Raw genomic sequence first — 23075 nt, 5'->3', positions numbered from 1 at the left:
CGTGCCGCCGGGGCGCCGAGCGGGCGCCGACCGAACGGCGGTAACAAACCGTGCAAGGTTCACCTCGCACGGTGGCAGGAGGCAAACGATTTTCCGGGGCCGGGTAAAGAGTCCGCCATCGCTGCGGGCGCCGAGGGGCCGTCGGTCAGGGGGCGCACGGGGCTGATGCGAGCATGGGGCGCATGCGCGTAGCCGGTGTGGTTCGAACGGCGGCCGTGGCCGTCGCCTGCTCAGCCGTCCTGACCTCCTGCGGCGGTGCGGGGGACGGCAGGGGCGGAGCCGCGCACTCGCCGCAGGGCGGTGGCCGGGCAGCGGACCGGCCCACCACCGACTTCAAGCGCATCCCCGACGTCGGCGACCGCCTCCGGTCCCGCATCCCGAAGAACGCGCGCCAGGTCGTCGCCGTCTACGGCGAGGGCGAGAACTCGGCGGCGTCCACGGTCGTCCTGTACACGAAGCGGGGCGAGACCTGGAAGAAGGAACGGAGCTGGCCCGCCCACAACGGCAAGAAGGGCTGGACGCGCGACCACCGGGAGAACGACAAGCGCAGTCCGGTCGGCGTGTTCACGCTCACGGACGCGGGCGGTGTCCTCGCCGACCCGGGGAGCGGCCTCCCGTACACGCGGACCGCGTCCCTCCAAGCGCCGCGCTACTGGCCGAGGACGCACTGGCACGACTTCGACTACGTCATCGCGATCGACTACAACCGCGTGCCCGGCACCCCGCCCAACGATCCCACGCGCCCGCAGGGGCAGGCCAAGGGCGGCAGCATCTGGCTGCACATGGACCACGGCAGCGGCACGTCGGGCTGCGTGAGCCTGTCGAAGGCGGGCATGCGCCGCCTGCTGCGGGCGCTCGACCCGAAGCAGCACCCGGTCGTGGTGATGGGGGACAGGGCGGCCCTCAAGGCCTGAGAGCCGCCCCGCCCCCCTCGGGCCCGCCTGCTGCCGGGGCCCGCCCGCTGCCCGGGCCCGCCCGCTCCGTCACTGGCCCGCCATCCGGGGCCCGCCCGTCCGAAAACCGTGCTCTCCGGGGCTCGCCCCCTCCGGAAACCGCCCCGTCCGGAAACCGCCCCGTCCGGAAACCGCCCCGTCCGGAAACCGTGCCCTCCGGGGCTCGCCCCCTCCGGAACCGTGCCGTCCAGAAACCCCGCCGCTCAGGACTCCTCGGGCTTCTCCGAGTCCACGCCCGGGCGTGCCTTCTTCCACCCGCCCCGGGTGAAGTCCGGGATGGCCTGCGGGGCGCCCTTCGCCTTGATCGAGGCGTGGCTCAGCGGTACCGGCGCGGTCCAGGTCGCGCCGTCGTACACGTCGAAGTCCGGTACGAGGCCGAGGCGCATGCACTGCATCAGGCGGAACACCATGAGGTAGTCCATGCCGCCGTGTCCGCCGGGCGGGTTGGCGTGTTCCTTCCACAGCCAGTGGTCGTACTCCGCCGCGTACTTCGAGAAGTCGCCCCAGCGGTCGTCGGTGTGGTCGGGCTCGATGTAGATGCGGGCGGGGTAGTCCTCGAAGACGCCCTTCGTGCCGCCGAGGCTGTTGATACGGCTGTAGGGATGGGGTGTCGAGACGTCGTGCTCCAGGCGGATGACCCGGCCCTTGGCGGTCTGCACCAGGCTGATGGTCCGGTCGCTCTCGATGTACGTCTCCTTCCAGCTCGGGTCGCCCGGCGGCATGTGCTCCTTGCGGTACTCGGCGAGGCCGAGGGCGGGGGTGCCGAAGCTGGAGATGTGCGTGGCGCGGTCGCCGCGGTTGACGTCCATGTAGTTGGCGACGGGGCCGAAGCCGTGGTTGGGGTAGAGGTCGCCGCGCAGCCGCGTGTGCCACAGGCGCCGCCAGGGACCCTCGTAGTAGTCGGGGTCGAACATGAGGCCGCGCAGGTCGTGGTTGTACGCGCCCGCTCCGTGCAGGAGGTCCCCGAACTTGCCCGCGTGCGCCATCCGCAGGACGCGCATCTCGTTCCTGCCGTAGCAGCAGTTCTCCAGTTGCATGCAGTGTCTGCGGGTGCGCTCCGACAGGTCGACCAGCGCCCACAGCTCGTCCAGGCGCAAGGCGAGGGGACACTCCACGCCGACGTGCTTGCCGTTCAGCATCGCCGATCTGGCCATCTCGAAGTGCCAGTCCCAAGGCGTCGCCACGTACACGAAGTCGACGTCCCCGCGCTCGCAGAGCTTCTCGAAGTCGTGCTCCCCCTTGGTGTACGTCGCCGGGGCGGGCTGCCCCGCGGCGACGACCTTCTTCGCGGCCGCCGCGGTCTTGTCCTTGACCGGGTCGCACAGGGCGACGACGCGTACGCCGGGGAGCGCCAGGAACAGGTCGATCATGCTGCCGCCGCGGTTGCCGAGGCCGATGATGCCGACGCGCACGGTGGAGCGGGCCGCGAACGGTACCCCGATCATTGTCCTGCCCTTGCGGGCGGGCGCGGCGGGCGCGTCCTCGGGGGCTTCGGCGGGCGCTGCCCCCGCGAGGTCCGCAGTGTCCGCGTGGGCGGCGGGGCCGCCCGCGAACGCGCCGAGGCCGAGCCCGGCCCCGGCGATACCGGCCGTGCGGAGGACCGCGCGCCGGGAGTGACCGTCGGGGGAGTCGTCAGGTGCCGGTGTCGTGTGCTGCGCGTACGCGTCCTCGTCGTGCATCGGACCTCCGTAGTCACGGTGCCTTGTCACTGGGCGCGCCCACCTTGCGGGCGGGCGCCGACGGGACGCAAGGGGCGGACGTGGCCAGGGGGTTGGACTTTTCCACACCGTGACGTGGAGGGCGGTCGCCTGCCCCGACGGGGGCTGCGGTGCGCGGTGCGCGGAGCCGTGGGCGCGCGGGCGTACGCGGATTCGCGCGTACGCAGATTCGCGAGACGCGGATTCGCGCGTACGCGGACTCGGGCGTACGCAGCTCCGGGCGTGCGCGGAGTCGCAGGACGCCGAGCCGCTGTACGCCGAGCCGGAGCGGGCCGCGCCGGACGGAGAAACGGAGCCGCGCCGAAAGGCCCTGAGTGCGGGGGGGTCTCAGCGGTCTCGGCCCTGGATGTGTGCGGCGGCGCGGCGCAACTCGGCGAGGACGGTGCGGACGGCGTTGCGGGCGGTGCGTTCGGGGCGGTGGAGGACGTCGATGTCGCGGCGGGCGTGTACTCCGCTGAGCGGCCTGAGGACGACGTCGGGGTGCGGTCGGGCGGTCCAACGGGGCATCAGCGCGAGGCCGCCGCCGGCGGCGACGGCCTCGGCGACCACCGCGAACTCGTTGATGCGGTGGACGATGTCGAGGCGGCGGTTGGCGGCGCCGGCGATGGCCTCGATGGTGGACATCAGCGGGAAGCCGTCGTGCACCGTGATCCACGGCTGGTCCGCCACGTCCCGCGGCGTGAGCAGCGGCCTGGAGGCCAGCGGATGGTCGGCCGGCAGGGCTACGTCGAGGGGCTCGCACAGCAGCGTCGTACAGGTCACGCTGCGCGGCCACGCCGGACCGTGGTCGAGGCGGTGGGCGAGCACCAGGTCGTAGTGCCGGGTGAGGGCGGGGAAGCGGTCTTGGGCGACGTCCTCGTCCGCGAGCGACAGGCGGGGGCGGCCGGGGCCCGCGAGGCCGCGCAGCAGGAGCGGGAAGAACGCGGATGCCGCGCTGTGGAACGCGGCCACCGATACGTCGCCGTCGGGCTGCTCGACGAAGTCGGCGATCGTGTGCCGGGCTTGTGCCAGGGCGGTCTCGACCTTGACGGCCGCCGCGGCCAGGGCCTGCCCGGCGTCGGTCAGGACCACGCGGCGTCCGGCGCGTTCGGTGAGCGGTACGGGGATCGAGCGTTGCAGCAGCCGCAGTTGCTGCGAGATCGCGGAGGGCGTCACGTGCAGGGCCTCGGCGACCGCGCTGACGCTGCCGAGTTCCCCCAGTTCACGCAGGATGCGTAGCTGCCGTTCATCCACCCCGACAGTGTAGGACTGCTACACCTTGGATTAAGAAGTTGGTCATGGCCTTCAACGTGGTGGTTGGGGCAGCGTGGGGGCGTGCCCGCTGCCTGAGCGCCGGAACCTACGGGGGCCAGGCCGTCGAACGCGCCCCCCGCACCACCGCAACGTCAACCGAGAAGAACGCGAACTGAGAAGAACGCGAACTGAGAAGAACGCGAACCGAGAAGAAGGAGGAAACGTGTCCGACCATGACACCTACCAGCGCCTGATCACCCTGCTCGACACCACCCGGACGCCCTATCGGCTCATCGATCACGAACCGGACGGCACCACGGACTCGGTCAGCGCCCTGCGCGGACACCCCGTTTCCCAGGCGGCGAAGTGCATCATCCTCAGAGTCAAAACAGACAGGAAGACCACCCGCCACGTGCTGGCGGTCGTCCCCGGCGACCGGCGCGTCGACCTGGACGCCGTCCGCACCCTGTTCAACGCCCGCTACGTCGGGTTCAGCGACGCCGCCACCGCCGAACGGCTGGCCCACGCCGTTCCCGGAACCGTCCTGCCCTTCGCCTTCGATCCCGACCTCGAACTCGTCGCCGACCCCGCGGTCGTCGCCCGGCCGCAGCTCTACTTCAACGCCGCCCGCCTCGACCGGTCAGCGGCCATCTCCGGTTCCGACTACGCCCGACTCGCCCAACCACGCATCGAGCCCATCGCCGGACCTCAGCCCGCCGAGACCCAGGAAGCCGCGCCCGCATGAGCACACCGTTCGTTCACCGGACGCGCATGCCGCGCGAGTACGACGAACGAACGACCACAATGGCGTGGTGAACGAGTGGCTGACGGCCGTGATCGGCCTCCTCGGTGCGGGAGTGGGAGCTGGAGCCGCCGTGTGGGGCGCCGCCCGGTCGGCCAGGGCCGGCCGCGAAGCCTTGGCGCTGCAGCGCCGGCACGACGACGCGCGGTGGATGCGCGAGCAGCGGCAGGCGGCCTATCACGCCATGATCCGCGCGGACATGATGCAGACGGAGGCCGCCTATACGGTGCTCGGGCACCGTGAAGACGACGACTGGCCGCCCGAGGTGAGGGCGAGGCAGCACGAGGCGCATTACGAGGCGGTCGCCGCTGAGTCCCTGATCGAACTGTGCGGGCCGCCCGACGTACTGGAGGCGGCCCGCGAACTGCGCAAGGCCGGGGACCTGATGGTCATGGAATGGGGCTCCGGAGGTCCCATGGACCGTACGGTGGACGCCGAGCAGCGGAGGGCACGAGCGCTGGCCGCGTTCCGCGAAGCGGCCAGGCGGACGCTCGGATATGCCTAGTACTCCCGGGGCGCGATCCGCGTAGCGACGGCGCTGGAAGCCGCCGGGTGCGCCGACGCACGGTTCCGCGGCGGGGCCTGAGCGCCGCAGCCCCGCCCGCTACGGCCGCGTCGCGCGCTCCAGCTCCAGGAGGACCGACCGGTACTCCCTGCCCGTCGCCTCCTCCATCCCCACCTCGCACATGCGGTTCGCCGAGAGGTGCGCGTCGAAGGGGCGGGAGGTCACCTCCGCCGCCTCCGCGCGGGTCGCCGACGCGGTGAGCTCCGGGTGCAGCATGCCCCGGTCGCCCGCGAACGCGCAGCACCCCGCGTCGTCGGGGACGACGACCTCGTCGGCGCAGGCCTCGGCGACGGCCCGGAGCTGCGGTTCGTCGCCCAAGTGGCGCGTGGAGCAGGTCGGGTGGAGGACGGCGGAGCCCACGGTGCGGCGCACCGTGAGGTGGGGGAGCAGGTGCTCGGCGGCCCACACCACGGAGTCGACGACGGTCAGCTCCGCGTGCAGGGCGCGGTTGTCGTCCGACAGGTACGGCACGACGTCGCGCGCGAGGCCGAGCGCGCACGACGAGGCGTCCACGACGAGCGGCAGCGCGCCGCCCGCCGTCCAGCCCCAGGCGGCCTCGACGACGCGGTTGGCCATGACGGCGTTCCCGGCGGCGTACCCCTTGGAGTGCCAGATCGTGGCGCAGCACGTTCCGGCCACGTCGTCGGGGACCCACACGGGCTTGCCCGCGCGCGCCGACACGGCGACGACGGCGTGGGCCAGGGGCAGGGCGCCGGGGCTCGCGAAGACGCGGTTCACACAGGCCGGGTAGTAGACGGCGGCGGCGCCCCGGCGCGTGGTGCGGGGGAGGCGCCGGGGCGCCGCGCCGGGAAGCCGCGGCAGCCACGCGGGGACGAGTTCGGGGCCGGCGACCCTGCGGGCGGCCCGGGTGACGGCGGACAGGACCCGGTCGCCGGTCCGGGCGCCGGCCACCGCGCGGAGCGTCCCGGCGGCGGCCACGGCGAGCCGCGCGGAGGCCTCCACCTGCTTGAACCTCCGTGCGGCCAGCTCGGCGACCCGCTCCTCGCGCGGGGAGTGCCGGCCGTGCCGGAAGGACTTCATCAGCGCGCCGGTGTCGATGCCGACGGGACAGGCCAGCTTGCACGTCGAGTCGCCCGCGCAGGTGTCCACGGCGTCGTACCCGTACGCCGCCACGAGCCCGTCCTCGACGGCGGAGCCCGGGGCCTGGCGCATCATCTCGCGGCGCAGCACGATGCGCTGGCGCGGCGTGGTCGTGAGGTCCTCGCTGGGGCAGGTCGGTTCGCAGAAGCCGCACTCGATGCACGGGTCGGCGATCGGCTCCACCGTGGGGATCGTCTTCAGGCCCCGCAGATGGGCCTGCGGGTCGCGGTCAAGGACGACGCGCGGCGCGAGCACGCCGTCCGGGTCGATGACCTGCTTGGTGCGCCACATCAACTCCGTGGCCCGCGGCCCCCATTCGAGTTCCAGGAACGGCGCGAGGTTGCGGCCGGTGGCGTGCTCGGCCTTCAGGGAGCCGTCGAAGTGCTCGACGGTGAGCCGGCAGAAGTCGTCCATGAAGGCGGCGTACCGCTCCACGTCCGCGGGGTCGGCCGCGTCGAAGGCGAGCAGGAAGTGGAGGTTGCCGTGGGCGGCGTGGCCGGCCACGGCGGCGTCGAAGCCGTGCCGCGTCTGGAGGGCGAGCAGTTCCTCGCAGGCCTCCGCGAGCCGGGCGGGCGGCACCGCGAAGTCCTCGGTGATGAGCGTCGTCCCTGCGGGACGCGAGCCACCGACGGCCGTCACGAACGCCTTGCGGGCCGTCCAGTAGGCGCCGATCTCCCCGGGCTCCCGGGTGAAGCGGTTCGTCACCGACGGCACCGGGGCGACGAGGTCGAGGCCGCGCAGCACCTCGGCGGCCGCCGACTCGTACGCGTCCCGGCCCGCCTCGTCCGGTGCGCGGAACTCCACGAGCAGGGCGGTGGCGTCCTTCGGCAGCCGCGCCCAGTCCTGCGGCACGCCCGGCACGCGCACCGACGCGCGCAGGGTGTTGCCGTCCATCAGCTCGACGGCCCGCGCACCCGCGGCGGTGAACAGCGGCACGGCGGCGGCAGCGGCGGGCAGCGCGGGGAAGAAGAGCAGCGCCGTCGACACGTACCGGTCGAGCGGCAGCGTGTCGAAGACGACCTCGGAGATGAAACCGAAGGTGCCCTGGGAGCCGACCATGAGGCCGCGCAGGATCTCCACGGGCGTGGCGCCGTCCAGAAAGGCGTCCAGGCGGTAGCCGTTGGTGTTCTTCAGCTCGTACTTCGCGCGGATGCGGGCGGTGAGCCCCGCGTCCGCCTCGATCTCGCGCTTGAGGGCGAGCAGGCCCGCGCACAGGGCGGGTTCGGCCCGGGCGAGCAGCGCGTCGGCGTCGGGGTCGGCGGTGTCGACGACCGTGCCGGACGGCAGGACGCACGTCAGGGACGCCACCGTGCGGTAGGAGTTGCGGGTGGTGCCCGCCGTCATGCCGGAGGCGTTGTTCGCCACGACCCCGCCGACGGTGCAGGCGATCGCGCTGGCCGGGTCCGGGCCGAGCACGCGCCCGTGCCGCGCGAGGGTGACGTTCGCGCGCGCCACCGTCGTGCCGGGGGCGATCCGCGCCCGCCGCCCGCCGTCGAGCACCTCGACGCCCGCCCAGTGCCGGCGGACGTCGACGAGGATGTCCTCGCCCTGCGCCTGGCCGTTGAGGGAGGTGCCCGCCGCGCGGAAGACGACCTCGCGGCCCTTGCCGTGGGCGTACGACAGGACGGCGGACACGTCGTCGATGTCCTCGGCGACGACCACCACGCGCGGCACGAAGCGGTACGGGCTCGCGTCCGAGGCGTAGCGGACCAGGTCGGACACGCTCGTGAGGACCTTGTCGGCGCCGAGGAGCGCGGTGAGGTCGTCGCGCAGCGGCCGGGGCGTGCCGCCCGCCTGCCCCTCGGGGACCCGGTCGGGCGCGGGCCTGCGGCCGTGCGGGGCGGGGCGCAGGGCGTCGGGGTCGGGCTCCAGCAGGGGCATGGCCTCTCCTCAGCGGTCTCGGCGGCGCGGGCCGGGGCGGCCGGTGCACCGCCACCGGCTCTCCGCCGCCAGGGTCCCACCCGCGAGGGCACACCGCCGCCGAGGCGCCACGCCTCCGTGACACAGGTGGGCGACACAGGTCTGCCCTGGCGGACAAGCAAGCCCCCGTGACACCGAGCCCCCCGCCTCACCCCCCGCCCTCAGGCACCTCGAACAACGCGTCGAGCAAGCCGCCCAACTGCGCGCGCTGGGCGGTGTCCAGGGGAGCCAGGATGTCCTCCGCGGCGGCGCGGCGCGCGCCGTGCAGCAACCGGAGCGCCTCGTGCCCGCCGTCGGTGAGCTCGATGCGGATGACGCGGCGGTTGGTCGGGTCCGGGGCGCGGCGCACCCGGCCGCTCGCCTCCAGGGCGTCGACCACGCTGGTCACGGCGCGCGGTACGACCTCCAGGCGCTGCGCCAGATCGGCCATGCGCGGGGGCGTGTCGCAGTGCGCCAGGGTGCGCAGCAGCCGGGACTGCGCGGGGGTGATGCCGATGGGCTCCAGGTGGCGCTTCTGGATGCGGTGCAGCCGACGGGTCAGCCGCAGCAGTTGCTCGGCGAGAAGTCCGTCGGTGTCCGGTGTGCTCATGCCGGAACAGTAGCAGGACCATGTGCATTGTGAGTATAGGTAACAATGAGCTATCCTCCTGAGGTCGTCGGCGCCGGCCCACCCACGTCCGTCCTCGGCGGCAGGCCACCGCACTCAGGCCGTGCGACCGCGCGCGCCGACAGCGCAGCCGTACGGCCACACCGAAAGCCCGAGCACACCGAAAGCCCGGGCCGCACGGCTGCCGACGGCGCAGGCCGTACGGTCGCCGACACCCCGGGCCGGGCGACCGCCGGCGCCACGCCGTCACCGACCCGGCACCGACAGCCAGACACAGCCGACCCGACACCGCCGACCCGACAGCGCCCATCCGGCGCCGCCGCCTCGGCACCGGCGGCCCGGCCCCGCGCGGCCGACCCGCACCGTCGGCCCGCACCATCCGCACGCCCCCGGGCGGCGGTCCCGTACCGCCGCTCCTCCGCACGGTCGTCGGCCGACACCGCCGACGTCCCGCTAGGTCCCGTAGGAGCCCATGCCTCACGACACCCCGCCCACCTGGACGCCCTCGGACGCGAGCCCGGGGGAGCCCCGCCCGGCCAAGGACCCGAGGGAGCCCCGCTTGGCCAAGGACCCGGGGGAGCCCCGCCCGGCCGAGGGCCCGGAGGAGCCCCGCCAGCTACGCCGCATCCTCCGCCTCTTCCGCCCGTACCGCGCCCGCCTCGCCGTCGTCGGCCTGCTGGTGTGCGCCGCGTCCCTGGTCTCGGTGGCGACCCCCTTCCTCCTCAAGGAGATCCTGGACACCGCCATCCCGCAGGGACGCACGGGCCTGCTGACCCTGCTCGCGCTCGGCATGGTCCTCAGCGCGGTCGTCACCAGCGTCTTCGGCGTCCTCCAGACGCTGATCTCCACGACCGTCGGCCAGCAGGTCATGCACGACCTGCGCACCGCCGTCTACGGCCGCCTCCAGCGCATGTCGCTCGCCTTCTTCACCCGCACCCGCACCGGCGAGGTCCAGTCCCGCATCGCCAACGACATCGGCGGCATGCAGGCGACCGTCACCTCCACGGCGACCTCCCTCGTGTCGAACAGCACGAGCGTCATCGCCACCGTCGTCGCCATGCTCGCCCTCGACTGGCGCCTGACCGTCGTGTCCCTCCTGCTGCTTCCGCTGTTCGTGTGGATCAGTCGCCGGGTCGGCCGCGAGCGCAAGAAGATCGCCACCGAGCGGCAGAAGCAGATGGCCGCGATGGCCGCCACGGTCACCGAGTCGCTGTCCGTCAGCGGCATCCTGCTCGGCCGCACGATGGGCCGCGCCGACTCGCTGACGCGCTCGTTCGCCGACGAGTCCGCGGAGCTGGTGCGCCTGGAGGTCCGCTCCAACATGGCCGGGCGCTGGCGCATGGCCGTGATCACCATCGTCATGGCCGCCATGCCCGCCGTCCTGTACTGGAGCGCCGGGCTCACCTTCCAGATGGGCGGGCCCACCGTCTCCATCGGCACGCTCGTCGCGTTCGTCTCGCTCCAGCAGGGCCTGTTCCGGCCCGCGGTCAGCCTGCTCTCCACCGGGGTGCAGATCCAGACCTCGCTCGCGCTCTTCCAGCGCATCTTCGAGTACCTCGACCTGCCCGTCGACATCACCGAGCGGGACCGGCCGGTGTCCCTGGAGCGGGTCAAGGGCGAGGTCCGGTTCGAGGGCGTGGAGTTCCGCTACGACCCCGAGGGCGCCCCCGTCCTCGAAGGGATCGACATCACCGTGCCCGCGGGCGGCAGCCTGGCCGTCGTCGGGCCCACGGGCTCCGGCAAGTCCACGCTCAGCTACCTGGTCCCCCGGCTGTACGACGTGACGGCCGGGCGCGTCACCCTCGACGGCGTCGACGTGCGCGACCTGGACTTCGACACCCTCGCGCGCGCCGTCGGCGTCGTCTCCCAGGAGACGTACCTGTTCCACGCGTCCGTCGCCGACAACCTCCGCTTCGCCAAGCCGGACGCCACCGACGAGGAACTGCACGCCGCCGCACGGGCCGCGCAGATCCACGACCACATCGCGGCCCTCCCCGACGGCTACGACACCGTGGTGGGCGAGCGCGGCCACCGCTTCTCCGGCGGCGAGAAGCAGCGCCTCGCCATCGCCCGCACGATCCTGCGCGACCCTCCCGTGCTCATCCTGGACGAGGCCACCAGCGCCCTCGACACCCGGACGGAGCACGCCGTGCAGCGGGCCATCGACGCCCTGTCGGCCGACCGGACCACGCTCACCATCGCCCACCGGCTGTCCACCGTGCGCGGCGCCGACCAGATCGTGGTCCTCGACGGCGGGCGGGCCGTGGAGCGGGGCACCCACGAGGAACTCCTCGCCGGCAACGGCCGGTACGCCGCGCTCGTGCGCAGGGACACGCTCCTGGAACCCGCGCCGTAGGGGTCCGATCCGCCGACATTTGCCCTGAAATATGACAAAAGCCGGGTTACCGTGCCCGCATGCACACCACCACACCGCCAGGGGGCACGAAACGCACAGCGGTCCGGCTGACGCGCCGGGGCCGGATCGCCCTGATCACGTCCGGAGCCGTCGCCGCGGCCACCGCCGTGGCGGTCCCGCTGCTGCTCCCCGACGACGACGAAGAACCGCGGCCCAAGACGCTGACGATCCCGGAGGGCTGGCGCTCCGGCCAGGTCTACAAGGCCATCGACAAGGCCCTCGGAGTCGCCGAGGGCACCACGAAGAAGGCGGTCGGCCGGGCGGACCTCAAACTGCCCGGCGACGCCGGCGGCAACCCCGAGGGCTACCTCTTCCCGGCCACGTATCCCATCGGGTCCCAGTCGACCCCGGCGTCCGTCCTGTCGTACATGGTGAACACCGCGAACAAGAAGTTCAGCGGCGGCCACGTCACCGCGGGCGCCGACCGCAACGCCGTGAACATCTACCAGACCGTCACCATCGCGAGCATGATCGAGGCCGAGGCGGACACCAAGGCGGACATGGGCAAGGTGGCCCGCGTCATCTACAACCGCCTCGACCGGGGCATGCCCCTCCAGATGGACTCCACGATCAACTACGCCCTGAACCGCTCCACCCTCAGAACCGCCGCGAGCGACACCAAGCTCAAGAGCCCCTACAACACCTACGCCCGCATGGGCCTGCCCCCCACCCCCATCAACAACCCCGGCGAGGACGCCATGCGCGCCGCCACGAACCCGACACCGGGGAACTGGCTCTACTTCGTGACCGTGAAGCGCGGGGACACCCGCTTCACCGCGAGCTACGAGGAACAGCGGCGCAACGTGGCGGAGTTCAACAGGAACCGGTGACCGGGGGCGGCGGCGTGGGCGAGGCGGCAGTGGGGTCCAGGTAGGCCGGAAGTCGTCTTGGGGCGCGCGGGACCCGTTGATGGCGCGCCGCATCGCCGCTTCCATGGCTCTCCCGGGCGGTACTCGGCAGCCCGGCCGGGAGGGCGGACGAGGGGAGGGGGGCGGATGCGCCGACACCGTGAAGGCGGGGCGGAAGAGGAAGGAACCACGGCGGAGCGGGGCGGGGTGTCCGGTGCGGCGGCGCGGTGCGGTGTCGCTGCACCTGCCGTTTTCGGCGGACCCTCGCCAGCGTGGTGGCCAGCGGACCGCCTCGCCCGGCTCCGGCGGTATGTCTCCGAGGTGGCCCGCCGGCCGACCATCCGGCGGGCCACCGTTGCCGGGTACCCCCGTCCCCGGGCGGCAATCCCCACCGCTCCCGCCTCCCGGGGCCCTCACCCCCACGAGGAAGCAGGTGCAGCCATGACACGTCCCTCCCGCACCCGTGCCGTCGCGGTGCTGTCCGCGCTCGTCGTCGCCGCCGGTCTCCAGGCCGGCGGCGCGTCCGCGGCCGGGGCCGCCCCGGCGGGCCCTGCGGGTGCGCTGCGCCTTGCCGCGGCCGGGGAGAGCGCCGTGCCGGACGGGTGGATCGTCGTCCTGAAGGACACCCGGGGCCGCGACGTGCCCGGCGTGGCGCGCGAGCTGCTCGGGCGGGGCGACGGCGGTACGCGCCTCGGGCACGTGTACCGGGCCGCGCTGCACGGCTTCTCCGCCACGATGAGCCGGGCGCGGGCCGCACGCGTCGCCGCCGACCCGCGGGTCGCGTCCGTCCACCAGGACACCCGCGTGCGCCTCGCCCGGGCCGCCGCCGACGGGACGCAGCCGAACCCGCCCTGGGGCCTGGACCGCGTCGACCAGCGCACCCTGCCACTGTCCGGCAGCTACACGTACCGCACGACCGCGCCCGACGTCCGCGTCCACGTCATCGACACCGGGCTGCGCACCACGCACCAGGACTTCGGCGGGCGCGCCTCGGTCGGTGTCGACACCGTGGGCGACGGCCGGAACGGTGCCGACTGCAACGGCCACGGCACCCACGTCGGCGGCATCGCGGCCGGCCGCACCCACGGCGTCGCCAAGGAGGCCCGGCTGATCGCCGTGCGGGTCCTCGACTGCCAGGGCTCCGGCACCACGTCGGGCGTCGTCGCCGGGGTCGACTGGGTGACGGCGCACGCCGCGCGGCCGGCCGTGGCGAACATGAGCCTCGGCGGCCCGGCCGACGGCGTCCTCGACAACGCCGTCCGCGCCTCGGTCCGCTCCGGCGTCACCTACACCGCGGCGGCCGGCAGCGCGGGCACCTCCACCGGCGCCTGCTCCACGTCCCCCGCGCGGCTCCCCGAGGTGATCACCGTCGGCGCCAGCGACCGCAACGACCGGCGGGCCTCCTCCTCGAACCACGGTTCCTGCGTGTCCCTGTTCGCACCCGGCGTGCAGATCCCCTCCATGTGGTACGACGGCGACACCTCCGTCCGTACCGTCAGCGGTACGTCGATGGCGGCGGCCCACGCGGCCGGCGCGGCGGCGCTCCACCTCGCCCTCCGGCCCGCGGACACCCCCGCCCAGGTGAAGCGGCACCTGATCGACAACGCCACCACCGGAGTCCTGCAGGGCACCCCGCCGGTGGTGCCCGACAAACTTCTGTACACGCTGTGACACCTCCGCCGACGGCGGCGCCGCACCGCCCGGCCGACCGGTGACCCGGCGCGGACCAGCCACGACACCGGTGCCGTGACGGCGGTCGGCGCCCCCGTCCGGCAGCGTGCGCCGGAGCCCGGCCGAATCAGCCAACCCCGGTTTAATGCAGAGGAGTTGCATTATCTTGCGCCTGTCGGGTATGCCATAGGCACCACCGCGCCGCTCGTGCCCCCGGTGGCGAGACAGTTCACCGCACAGACCGCAATCACGGTGGTGCGTCCGCGTGCTCCGCCCGGACCGACCCGGGTCGGCGGCGCCGGGCCGCCACACCCCGGATCCGCGCACAGGGCGCCACGAGGGGGAACGATGCACGACGACAGTCCTCCCTTCGGTCTCCACGCCCGGGTGCGGCAGGAGCGGCTGGTCATCACGCTCTGGGGAGAGCTCGACATCTACGCCACCGAGCGGCTCACGGGCCGCCTCGCCGAGCTGACGCTCACCTGCCGCCACGACGTGGTCCTCGACCTGAGCGACGTGACGTTCCTGGACTGCGGCGGCCTGTCCCTGCTCTGCCAGGCGCGCAACGCCACCCGCCGCCGGGAGCTGCGCCTCACCGTGGTTCTGCAGGACCCCTTCCACCGCAAGGTGATGCGCCTCGCGGGCGTGGCCGACTGCTTCGCCGTCGTGCCCCGCCTGCGCGACGCGCTCGCGGTGCCGCCGGGCGGAGGCCCCCGCCGCAGGCCCCCGGCCCCGTCCCACGCCTGACCCGGCCGCCCCCTCGGCACGCCTGACCCCGGCCGTGCGGTCGTCGTCGAGGCGTGAGGCAAGGGGTGCGTGGTGCGCAAGCGAGCCCAAGTGGCGGTGTATGGCGTGTGATTGACGGGTAGGGCGTGTTCGGCAATGAGTTCGGATCATCGCCGCGCGTCGTGTGCGCCCCTGCCCGGGGGCGCACGCGTCTGTCCAGGCACTTCCCGTACCCGTCAGGACTCATCAGGAGGCACCCATGGAACAGCACACGGGCACCGACGAGCAGGACGCCGCCACGGGCTACGAGCCGCCGGCCCTCGTGGCCGTCGGCGAGTTCTCCGAGGACACGCTGGGCTTCGGCAACAAGTACAACGACGTCCTCGGCGAGCAGGGCTGGTAGGGGCGGCCGTACCGGACCAGTGACCAGTCGGACCGTACGAGCCGAGGCCAGGTGAGATGAGCGCCGGATTCGTCGTCCTGTCGGACGCGCCAGGGGCAGCCCCGCGGACCCCGGACGCGTACCCCTTCCCGGCCGCCCGGGTGCTTGCCCACCCCTCGGGCCGCCCCTGGGTGGTGGGCGGTTGGGACCCGGACGAGGTCCGCCGCACGACGGCGGGTCCGGTGCGCCTGGTGGTGATCGGGCACTGCCCGGTCACCACCGACCGCCTGGAGCGGCTGGCCCGGGGCCTGCGTACGCTCGCCGACGTGGACGCCGTGGCGCGGGAGTTGCCCGGCAGCTTCCACCTGGTGGCCGCCACGGACGACGGCGCCACACGGGTCCAGGGCGGCCTGACCGGGCTGCGGCAGGTCTTCCACGCCCGTCTCGTCGACGGGACGCCGCTCGCCGCGGACCGCGCCGACGTGCTCGCCGCGCTCACCGGCGCGGGCGTCGACGAGGACGTGCTGGCGGTGCGCGTCGCGTGCGGCGGCATGCTGCCGCCCCCGCTCGCCGACCGCAGCCCCTGGGCGGGCGTGGCGACGGTGCCGCACGACCACTGCCTCGTCCTGGAGGCCGACCGCGCCCGCGAAGTGCTCCGGTGGCGTCCGCCCGACCCCGAACTCCCCCTGGACGACGGCGCGGTGGCCCTGCGCCAGGCCCTGGTCACGGCGGTCGACGCACGCCGCCCCGACGGCACGAGCGCGCCCGGCCCGTCCGCCGGAAGCCTCAGCAGCGACCTGTCCGGCGGCATGGACTCCACCTCCCTGGCGTTCCTCGCCGCCCGGCACACCCCGGACCTGCTGGCCTTCCGCTGGGCCGAGGCGGAGGCGGGCAACGACGACGCCCGCTACGCCGCCCACGCCGCGGCACGCCTCCCCGACGCGCACCACCTCGTCCTGCCCCAGGAGGAGCTGCCGCCCGTCTTCGCCGACCCCGAGGCCCTCGCCGACACCGAGCGGCCGTACCTGTACGCGCGCACCCACGCCCGCATGCGGCACACCGCCCGCGTCCTGGCCGCCCACGGCTCCCGCCACCACCTCGCGGGCCACGGCGCCGACGAGCTCCTCGGCCGGACGTACGGCTATCTGCACCGCCTGGTCCGCCGCCACCCCCTGACCGGGCTGCGCCACCTGCGCGGCAACCGCGCCCTCGGCCGCTGGCCGCTCGCGGCCACCCTCGGCCAACTCGCCCGCGCCGACACCCCGTCCGACTGGTGGCGCGCCCAGGCCGCCGCGCTCACCGGTCCGCCGCCACCCGCCCGGCTGCCCTCACTGAGCTGGGGGCTCGCCCCGCTGCGCGCCCCGGCCTGGGCGAGCGACGCCGCCGTCGACGCCGCCCGGGCCGCGCTCCTGGAGGCCGCCGACAGCGCCCGGCCCTTCGCCGAGGACCGGGGGCAGCACCAGTGCCTGACCGCCCTGCGCGTCACGTCGCCCGCGTACCGGCAGGTCGCCCGGCTCTTCGCCGCCGAGGGCGTGCGCCTGCACCTGCCGTTCCTCGACGACCGCGTCGTGGAGGCGGCCCTCGCCGTGCGTCTGGACCAGCGCGTCACGCCGTGGCGGTACAAACCGCTCCTCGCCCGCTCCCTGCGCGGCCTCGTCCCCGACCTCGTCCTGGACCGCACCACCAAGGGCGACTTCAGCGCCGACCTGCGCACGGGCCGCCGCCGCAACCTCGGTGCGCTGCTCGACGTCTTCGCCGACTCCGAGCTGGCCCGGCTCGGAGTGATCGACGCCGACGCCGTCCGCGCCCGGCTCCTCGCCCCCCAGGCCGACTCCGCCCGGGACATCGCCGTCGAACAGCTCCTCGGCTGCGAGACCTGGGCCCGCGCCGCCCGCCGCCCCCTACCCCTTCGGACGTGACGATGCCCCTGACCCTGCACCCCGACGTCTCCCTCGCCGAGACCGACGACGGAGCCGTCCTGCTGCACCAGCGCACCGGCCGCTACTGGCAGCTCAACCCCACCGGCGTCCTCGTCCTGAAGAACCTCCTCGACGGCCGCACCCACGACCAGGCCGCCCAGGAGCTGACGGAGCGCCACCGGGCCGCGCCCGAGGCCGCCCGGCGCGACGTGGCCCGGCTCGTGGACTCCCTGCGCGCCGCAGACCTCCTCGCGGAGCCCCGGTGAGCGCCCCCGTCGCCCTGGCCGCCCGCGACCGGCTGCCGGTGCGCCGCAGACCGCTGCCCCTGCTCGCCGTGGCCGCGGCCCGCGTGCTGGCCCGCGCCAAGCCCGCCCGGGTCCGCAAGGTCCTGGAAGCCGTACGCCGGGGCGCCCGGCCCGCCACCGCCGACGAGGCCCTGGCCGCCCGCAAGGACGTCGTCTCCGTCAGCCTGCGCTGCGCGGGCCAGGCCTGCCTCCAGCGCTCCATCGCCGCGGCCCTGCTGTGCCGCGCCCGGGGCACCTGGCCCACCTGGTGCACGGGCGTGCGCACCAGCCCCTTCGAGGCCCACGCGTGGATCGAGGTCGCGGGGCGACCGGTGGGGGAGCCGCACCCGGCGGGCCACTACCGGACGCTGCTCGCGGTGGCACCGCTGCCGGAGGAGCGCACGTAGCCCGCGCGGGGTCGCGGCCGCGGAGCGCAGGCCTTTCACGGCTCAGGCGGGTACCGGCACCTCCGCGCCGGCCACCCGGGCCTCCGGCGCGGGCACGGCCACCGCCTCGTCCCCGAGGAGGCGCACGATGTCCCGTACCGCCGCGCGCCCCGCGCGGTTCGCGCCGATCGTGCTGGCCGAAGGGCCGTACCCGACGAGGTGCACGCGCGGGTCGGCGGCCGCCCGCGTGCCGTCCAGGCGGATGCCGCCGCCCGGCTCCCGCAGCCGCAGCGGCGCGAGGTGGTCGACGGCCGCGCGGAAGCCGGTCGCCCACAGGATCACGTCGGCCTCGATCCGCCGCCCGTCGTCCCACTCCACGCCGGTCGGCGTGATGCGGTCGAACATCGGCAGGCGGTCAAGGACCCCGTTCGCGCGCGCCTCGCGCACCGCGTCCGTGACGGCGAGCCCGGTCACCGACACCACGCTCAGCGGCGGCAGGCCCCGCCGCACCCGCTCCTCGACCATGGCCACGGCGGCCCGCCCGCGCTCCTCGTCGAAGGGGCCGTCGGCGAACACGGGCGGCCGCCGCGTCACCCACCACGTCGCGGCGGCGTACGGGGCGATCTCCATCAGGTGCTGGGTGCCGGAGGCGCCGCCGCCCACGACGACGACGCGCTTCCCGCGGAACGCCTCGGGCCCGGGGTAGTCCGCTGTGTGCACCTGCCGCCCGCGGAACGTCTCCTGGCCCGGGTAGCGCGGCCAGAAGGGCCGGTCCCAGGTGCCGGTCGCGTTGATCAGGGCGCGCGTGGCCCAGGTACCCGCCGAGGTCTCCACGAGCAGCCGCCCGCCGGCTCCCTCCCGTACGCGTCGCACGTCCACGGGGCGCCGTACGTGCAGGCCGAAGCGGTCCTCGTAGGCGGCGAAGTACTCCCCGATCACCTCCGACGACGGCCGGGCGGGGTCCGCCCCGGTCAGCTCCATGCCCGGCAGCGCGTGCATGCCGTGCACCTTGCCGTACGTCAGCGAGGGCCAGCGGAACTGCCACGCGCCGCCCGGCCGGGGCGCGTGGTCGAGGACGACGAAGTCCCGCCCTGGCTCGAACCCCTTGCGCCGCAGGTGGTAGGCGCTGGACAGACCCGCCTGCCCGGCGCCCACGACCACCACGTCCACGTCCGTCACGCCCGCGTCCCGCACCCCGATATCGTTCACGTTTCTACCAACCATGCCGGGGTGCGGGATCTTCCCGCGGCTCAGCGGCTCAGCGGCTCAGCGGTCCAGCGGCTCAGCGGCCCAGCAGCTCAGCGGTCCAGCGGCTCGCCGCCTCAGCGACCCCCGCCCACCAGCAGCGGCGCCCCGCCCGGCGCCGACGCCGGGCGGCCGTTCGCGGCCGGGACGCCGGCCAGCGGGGCGGCGGGGATGCGGGACAGGAGGCCGCGCGCCGCGAGCTCCGGGACGACGCCCTCGCCGAACCAGTACGCCTCCTCCAGGTGCGGGTAGCCGGAGAGGATGAAGTGCTCCACGCCGAGCGCGTGGTACTCCTCGACGCGGTCGGCGACCTCGGCGTGGCTGCCCACGAGCGCGGTGCCCGCGCCGCCGCGCACGAGGCCGACGCCCGCCCACAGGTTCGGCGCGATCTCCAGGTTGTCGCGGGAGCCGCCGTGCAGCGCGAGCATCCGCTGCTGGCCCACCGACTCGCTGTGGCCGAGCGCCTCCTGCGCGGCGGCCACCGTGTCGGCGTCGAGGTCGTCGAGGAGGCGCCGCGCGGTGGCCCAGGCCTCCCGCGCCGAGTCGCGGGAGATGGTGTGCAGCCGGATGCCGAAGCGGACCGTGCGCCCCTCCGCCTCGGCGAGCCCCCGGATCCAGTCGAGCTTCCGCTTCACCTGCTCCGGCGGCTCGCCCCAGGTCAGGTACACATCCGCGTGGCGGGCCGCGACCGGGCCCGCCGCGGCCGACGAGCCGCCGAAGAAGACCTCCGGCAGCGGGTCCGGCGGCAGCGCGGTGAGACCGCCCTCGACCTGGTAGTACGTCCCGTCGAAGTCGTACGGCGTGCCGCCCCACACCCCGCGGACCACCGACAGGAACTCGTCGGTGCGGGCGTAGCGGCGGTCGTGGTCCACGTGGTCGCCGAAGCGCCGCTGCTCGGTCGCGTCGCCGCCCGTCACCACGTTCAGGAGCAGGCGCCCGCGCGTGACGCGCTGGTACGTCGCCGCCATCTGCGCGGCGAGCACGGGGGACAGCACGCCGGGCCGGAACGCCACCAGGAACTTGAGCCGCTCGGTGTGCTGGGCCAGGGCGACCGTCGTCAGCCAGGCGTCCTCGCACCAGGTGCCCGTCGGCGTCAGCACGGCCTCGAAGCCGAGCTGCTCGGCGGCCTTGGCGATCTGCGCCAGGTAGGCGATGTCGGGGGCGCGCACGCCGCTGACCGGGGTGACGCGGGAGCGGGTGATGCCGCCGTCGGTGTAGGCGTGCCGGTCGACGAGGGTGCGGCCGTCGCCGCCGGTCGGCAGGAACCAGTGCAGGTGGACGGTCATGGTCAGGACTCCTCGGGCGTGCGGGGGTAGGTGCGGGGCTTGGTGGTCGAGGGCGGCAGCGAGCCGTTGAACCGGTCGTCGGTGAAGTCGGCGAAGTCGACGCGGCGCGGGATGAGCTTCAGCTCGGCGAAGGTGTCGACGATGTCCTGCTCGGAGGCGATGGCGGCACGGTCCACGGCGACCGGGACGCGCGTGCCGTGCGTGCGCCTGACCGCGTCGAGGGCGACCTCGTACGGCAGCCCGGTGTCCTTCGCCCAGACCTTCGCCCACGCCTCGGGGTGTCGGAAGACCCAGTTCTGGGCCTTGCGCAGCCTGCGCAGGTAGTCGCCGACGGCGGCGGCCTTCTTCTTGTCCTTCAGTGCGCCGGGCGCCGCCACCTGGAAGCTGAGGCCGTTGACGAGGCCCTCGCCGTCGGTGAGGACCCGCGCCTTGCCGCCGCGCAGCACCTGCGACGTGTACGGGTCCCACACCGCCCAGGCGTCCACGGTGCCGCCGGTGAACGCGGCGAGTGCGTCGGCGGGTTGCAGGTACGTGACGTCGACGTCCTTGAGCGTGAGCCCGGCCTTCTTCAGCGACGCGACGAGCTGGTAGTGCGCGGACGACCCCTGCGCCACGGCGACCGACCTGCCCTTCAGATCGGCGGTCCGCCGCAGCCCGGAGTCCTTCGGGACGACGATGGCCTCGCCGCGCGCGGTGCCGTGGGTCGCGGCCACCACCGAGATCTTCGAGCCCGCGCCCGCGGCGAACACCGGCGGCGTGTTGCCGACCGCGCCGATGTCCACGGCCTTGGCGTTCACGGCCTCCAGGAGCGGCGGCCCGGACGTGAACGTCGACCACTCGATCCGGTACGGCAGGTCGTCGAGCTCGCCGGCGGCGCGCAGCACGGCCTTGGAACCGCCGCGCTGGTCACCGACGGCGAGGGTCAGCGACCCCTTGCCGTCGGTACCTCCGCCGCCGGTCGACGAGGTGGCCGAGGACGTCCCGGAGCAGGCGGCGAGGGCCAGCGCCAAGGGGAGGAGCAGGACAGGGGCGAGGCGTTGTCGCATGGGGACGGATCCGTTCTGTGCGTACGTCACGGGCTCGGTGGGGTCGAGGCGGTCAGGTGGCGGTGCGGGCGGGGACGGTGGCGGCAGCGGAGGCGGCGGCAGTGGAGGCGGAGGTGGCGGCGGCAGCGGAGGCGGGGGTGGAGGCGGAGGCGGAGGCGGGGGTGGGCGCCTCGACGCCGAGGCGTTCCAGGAGCCCGGCGCGCAGGGCGGCGAAGCGGGGGTCGGTGATGTCGCGGGGCCGGTCGAGGTCGACGCGCTGCTCGTGCGCGATCACGCCCCGGTCCATGACGAGGACCCGGTCGGCGAGCAGCACCGCCTCCTCGACGTCGTGCGTGACGAGCAGCACGGCGCAGCCCCGCCGCTGCCACAGCTCGCCGACGAGCCGCTGCGCCCGCACCCGGGTCAGCGCGTCGAGGGCGCCGAACGGCTCGTCCAGGAGCAGCAGGTCGGGCTCGCGCACCAGCGCGCGGGCCAGGGAGGCGCGCTGGGCCTCGCCGCCCGACAGCGTCTTGGGCCAGGCGCGGGCGCGGTGGCCGAGCCCGACCTCGTCCAGGGCCCGCTCGGCGACGGCCCGCTCGGGCTTGCCGTCCAGGCCGAGCACGACGTTGCGCCACACCCGCTTCCAGGGCATCAGGCGCGGTGCCTGGAACGCCACGGCCTTGCGGCGCGGCACGAGGACGGTGCCCTCGATCTCGCGGTCGAGCCCGGCGAGGACGCGCAGCAGCGTGGACTTGCCGCAGCCGCTGCGGCCGAGCAGCGCCACGAACTCGCCGGGCCGCACGTCGAGGCGGAGACCGTCGATGACGGGGCGGCCGTCGAAGGCGCGGATGAGCCCGTCGACGCGGACGGCGGCGGGCGCCGCGGAGGTCACCGGCCGGTGAACGTCGGTCGCCATTGAAGGAGCAGCCTTTCGAGAGTGCGGACGGCGAGGTCGGCCAGGAGGCCGAGGAAGGCGTAGACGATCAGGCAGACGACGATGACGTCGGTCCGCAGGAAGTCCCGGGCCTGGACCATCAGGAAGCCGATGCCCGCGTCGGCGTTGATCTGCTCGGCGAAGACCAGGGCGAGCCAGGCGATGCCGAGGGAGTACCGCAGCCCGGTCAGCGCGCCGGGCAGCGCGCCCGGCAGGACCACGTGCCGTACGAGCCCCCACCGGGAGAGCCCCAACGACTCGCCCGCCTCGATGAGTTGGGTGTCGACGCCGCGGATGCCCGCGTACACGTTGAGGTACAGCGGGAAGGAGACACCGAGCGTGATGAGGGCGAGCTTGGGCGTCTCGCCGATGCCGAACCAGATGATGAACAGCGGGATGAGCCCGACGAACGGCACGGTCCGCAGCATCTGTACGCTCGCGTCGACGAGGTCCTCGCCGATCCGGAACAGCCCGGAGACGAGGGCGAGTCCGGTTCCGACGAGGGTCCCGAGCAGCAGGCCGACGGCGACGCGCTGCACGGAGACCCCCATGGCCGAGGGCAGCGAACCGTCCTCGACGAGGTCCCCCGCGACCCGCGCGATGGTGCCCGGGGAGGCGAGCACGTCGTCGCTCAGGACGCCGGTGACGCTGAGCAGGTGCCACAGGACGAGCAGCAGCAGGGGTCCTGTGGTGCGGCGCAGCCAGCGGGGGACACGGGCGCGGCGGGCGGAGGCGGGCACGAGGGGGACGAGCTCGGGCGGTGGGACGGCGCCGGTCTCCGGGATCTCTTCGGTGGCTTCACCGGATATGTCGGGCGAGGGAGGCGGAGGTGGGGCATGGCTGATGCTCATGGCACTCCTGGCGGGAGGCGGGGGGCGCGCCCGGGCGGTCGACCCGGCACGGCCGCGGAGGGCGGCGCCGGGCCGGGGCGGTGCGCGGTGCGCGGCAGTGGGGTGGCGGCGTACGGACGGCACCCGCGGAGCGCGGGCGTCACGAAGGGCTCGAAGAGGCCGCAGGCGCCGGCCGGTGGGCGCCGCGGTGGTCCATGGACGCA

The 23075-nt window shown here is 74.4% G+C and carries 20 protein-coding genes; 11 read left to right on the top strand and 9 right to left on the bottom strand.

The window, feature by feature from the left end:
* Positions 1-182: 182 nt before the first annotated feature.
* Entirely contained in the window at positions 183-914 is a 732-nt protein-coding gene (locus IE330_RS02390; RefSeq protein ID WP_190134124.1) for a L,D-transpeptidase family protein, read from the top strand.
* Positions 915-1156: 242 nt separating this feature from the next.
* Here the strand turns inward: IE330_RS02390 and IE330_RS02385 are convergent, their stop codons facing one another.
* On the bottom strand, positions 1157-2632 hold the full coding sequence (locus IE330_RS02385; protein WP_190134123.1) for a Gfo/Idh/MocA family protein: 1476 nt from the start codon (positions 2630-2632) through the stop codon (positions 1157-1159).
* A gap of 366 nt (positions 2633-2998) precedes the next feature.
* Positions 2999-3904: a LysR family transcriptional regulator gene (locus IE330_RS02380; RefSeq protein WP_190134122.1), complete on the bottom strand. Its 906-nt coding sequence runs from the start codon at positions 3902-3904 to the stop codon at positions 2999-3001.
* Between the two features lie 223 nt (positions 3905-4127).
* Between IE330_RS02380 and IE330_RS02375 the strand changes: the two genes are divergently transcribed.
* Both IE330_RS02375 and IE330_RS02370 read left to right on the top strand, forming a co-directional pair.
* Positions 4128-4649: a YbaK/EbsC family protein gene (locus IE330_RS02375; RefSeq protein ID WP_190134121.1), complete on the top strand. Its 522-nt coding sequence runs from the start codon at positions 4128-4130 to the stop codon at positions 4647-4649.
* Positions 4650-4716: 67 nt separating this feature from the next.
* Positions 4717-5211: a hypothetical protein gene (locus IE330_RS02370; RefSeq protein WP_190134120.1), complete on the top strand. Its 495-nt coding sequence runs from the start codon at positions 4717-4719 to the stop codon at positions 5209-5211.
* Positions 5212-5310: 99 nt separating this feature from the next.
* Here IE330_RS02370 and IE330_RS02365 read toward each other — a convergent pair whose 3' ends face one another.
* Together IE330_RS02365 and IE330_RS02360 are read right to left on the bottom strand one after the other, a co-directional pair.
* Positions 5311-8253, bottom strand: coding sequence for an FAD-binding and (Fe-S)-binding domain-containing protein (locus tag IE330_RS02365; RefSeq protein WP_190134119.1), 2943 nt, complete (start codon positions 8251-8253; stop codon positions 5311-5313).
* A gap of 187 nt (positions 8254-8440) precedes the next feature.
* Positions 8441-8881 carry a MarR family winged helix-turn-helix transcriptional regulator gene (locus IE330_RS02360; RefSeq protein ID WP_190134118.1) on the bottom strand — a complete coding sequence of 147 codons (441 nt, stop codon included), beginning with the start codon at positions 8879-8881 and terminating at the stop codon, positions 8441-8443.
* Between the two features lie 490 nt (positions 8882-9371).
* Between IE330_RS02360 and IE330_RS02355 the strand changes: the two genes are divergently transcribed.
* The 8 genes from IE330_RS02355 to IE330_RS02320 all read left to right on the top strand — a co-directional run bounded on the left by IE330_RS02355 (position 9372) and on the right by IE330_RS02320 (position 17552).
* Positions 9372-11255: an ABC transporter ATP-binding protein gene (locus IE330_RS02355; protein WP_190134117.1), complete on the top strand. Its 1884-nt coding sequence runs from the start codon at positions 9372-9374 to the stop codon at positions 11253-11255.
* Between the two features lie 59 nt (positions 11256-11314).
* A complete protein-coding gene (gene mltG, locus IE330_RS02350; protein WP_190134116.1) occupies positions 11315-12145 on the top strand; it encodes an endolytic transglycosylase MltG in 831 nt (276 codons plus the stop codon).
* A 459-nt stretch (positions 12146-12604) separates the two neighbouring features.
* On the top strand, positions 12605-13834 hold the full coding sequence (locus IE330_RS02345; RefSeq protein WP_190134115.1) for a S8 family peptidase: 1230 nt from the start codon (positions 12605-12607) through the stop codon (positions 13832-13834).
* 348 nt (positions 13835-14182) lie between these two features.
* Positions 14183-14581: an STAS domain-containing protein gene (locus IE330_RS02340; RefSeq protein ID WP_190134114.1), complete on the top strand. Its 399-nt coding sequence runs from the start codon at positions 14183-14185 to the stop codon at positions 14579-14581.
* A gap of 238 nt (positions 14582-14819) precedes the next feature.
* On the top strand, positions 14820-14963 hold the full coding sequence (locus tag IE330_RS02335; protein WP_190134113.1) for a keywimysin-related RiPP: 144 nt from the start codon (positions 14820-14822) through the stop codon (positions 14961-14963).
* A 56-nt stretch (positions 14964-15019) separates the two neighbouring features.
* Complete coding sequence (locus IE330_RS02330) at positions 15020-16861, top strand: asparagine synthase-related protein (protein ID WP_190134112.1); 1842 nt, start codon at positions 15020-15022, stop codon at positions 16859-16861.
* 2 nt (positions 16862-16863) lie between these two features.
* Positions 16864-17127: a lasso peptide biosynthesis PqqD family chaperone gene (locus IE330_RS02325; protein ID WP_190134156.1), complete on the top strand. Its 264-nt coding sequence runs from the start codon at positions 16864-16866 to the stop codon at positions 17125-17127.
* Positions 17124-17552, top strand: a complete 429-nt coding sequence (locus tag IE330_RS02320; RefSeq protein WP_190134111.1) for a lasso peptide biosynthesis B2 protein — start codon at positions 17124-17126, stop codon at positions 17550-17552. Before IE330_RS02325 ends, IE330_RS02320 begins: the two co-directional genes overlap by 4 nt.
* Before the next feature lie 42 nt (positions 17553-17594).
* On the opposite strand, the gene IE330_RS02315 is transcribed toward IE330_RS02320, so the two are convergent.
* The 5 genes from IE330_RS02315 to IE330_RS02295 all read right to left on the bottom strand — a co-directional run bounded on the left by IE330_RS02315 (position 17595) and on the right by IE330_RS02295 (position 22872).
* A complete protein-coding gene (locus IE330_RS02315; RefSeq protein ID WP_229925279.1) occupies positions 17595-18740 on the bottom strand; it encodes an NAD(P)-binding domain-containing protein in 1146 nt (381 codons plus the stop codon).
* A 113-nt stretch (positions 18741-18853) separates the two neighbouring features.
* Positions 18854-20062 (bottom strand): LLM class flavin-dependent oxidoreductase, encoded by a 1209-nt coding sequence (locus tag IE330_RS02310; RefSeq protein WP_190134109.1) that lies wholly within the window; start codon positions 20060-20062, stop codon positions 18854-18856.
* A 2-nt stretch (positions 20063-20064) separates the two neighbouring features.
* Positions 20065-21108, bottom strand: coding sequence for an ABC transporter substrate-binding protein (locus IE330_RS02305; protein WP_190134108.1), 1044 nt, complete (start codon positions 21106-21108; stop codon positions 20065-20067).
* Positions 21109-21160: 52 nt separating this feature from the next.
* Complete coding sequence (locus tag IE330_RS02300) at positions 21161-22003, bottom strand: ABC transporter ATP-binding protein (RefSeq protein ID WP_190134107.1); 843 nt, start codon at positions 22001-22003, stop codon at positions 21161-21163.
* Positions 21976-22872 (bottom strand): ABC transporter permease, encoded by an 897-nt coding sequence (locus tag IE330_RS02295; protein WP_190134106.1) that lies wholly within the window; start codon positions 22870-22872, stop codon positions 21976-21978. The genes IE330_RS02300 and IE330_RS02295 overlap by 28 nt, the downstream gene beginning before the upstream one ends.
* Positions 22873-23075 lie beyond the last annotated feature (203 nt).

This window comes from Streptomyces longispororuber, from assembly GCF_014656095.1.
GTDB lineage: Bacteria > Actinomycetota > Actinomycetes > Streptomycetales > Streptomycetaceae > Streptomyces > Streptomyces longispororuber.
The sequence above is the reverse complement of the archived record's forward strand: the minus strand, read 5'-3'. Positions and strand labels throughout refer to the sequence as shown.

Coding starts and splice junctions, on each gene's coding strand:
- IE330_RS02365 (WP_190134119.1), bottom strand. CDS start 8,253: ATGCCCCTGCTGGAGCCCGACCCCGACGCCCTGCGCCCCGCCCCGCAC.
- IE330_RS02390 (WP_190134124.1), top strand. CDS start 183: ATGCGCGTAGCCGGTGTGGTTCGAACGGCGGCCGTGGCCGTCGCCTGC.
- IE330_RS02305 (WP_190134108.1), bottom strand. CDS start 21,108: ATGCGACAACGCCTCGCCCCTGTCCTGCTCCTCCCCTTGGCGCTGGCC.
- mltG (WP_190134116.1), top strand. CDS start 11,315: ATGCACACCACCACACCGCCAGGGGGCACGAAACGCACAGCGGTCCGG.
- IE330_RS02310 (WP_190134109.1), bottom strand. CDS start 20,062: ATGACCGTCCACCTGCACTGGTTCCTGCCGACCGGCGGCGACGGCCGC.
- IE330_RS02355 (WP_190134117.1), top strand. CDS start 9,372: ATGCCTCACGACACCCCGCCCACCTGGACGCCCTCGGACGCGAGCCCG.
- IE330_RS02345 (WP_190134115.1), top strand. CDS start 12,605: ATGACACGTCCCTCCCGCACCCGTGCCGTCGCGGTGCTGTCCGCGCTC.
- IE330_RS02295 (WP_190134106.1), bottom strand. CDS start 22,872: ATGAGCATCAGCCATGCCCCACCTCCGCCTCCCTCGCCCGACATATCC.
- IE330_RS02360 (WP_190134118.1), bottom strand. CDS start 8,881: ATGAGCACACCGGACACCGACGGACTTCTCGCCGAGCAACTGCTGCGG.
- IE330_RS02330 (WP_190134112.1), top strand. CDS start 15,020: ATGAGCGCCGGATTCGTCGTCCTGTCGGACGCGCCAGGGGCAGCCCCG.
- IE330_RS02340 (WP_190134114.1), top strand. CDS start 14,183: ATGCACGACGACAGTCCTCCCTTCGGTCTCCACGCCCGGGTGCGGCAG.
- IE330_RS02335 (WP_190134113.1), top strand. CDS start 14,820: ATGGAACAGCACACGGGCACCGACGAGCAGGACGCCGCCACGGGCTAC.
- IE330_RS02385 (WP_190134123.1), bottom strand. CDS start 2,632: ATGCACGACGAGGACGCGTACGCGCAGCACACGACACCGGCACCTGAC.
- IE330_RS02300 (WP_190134107.1), bottom strand. CDS start 22,003: ATGGCGACCGACGTTCACCGGCCGGTGACCTCCGCGGCGCCCGCCGCC.
- IE330_RS02325 (WP_190134156.1), top strand. CDS start 16,864: ATGCCCCTGACCCTGCACCCCGACGTCTCCCTCGCCGAGACCGACGAC.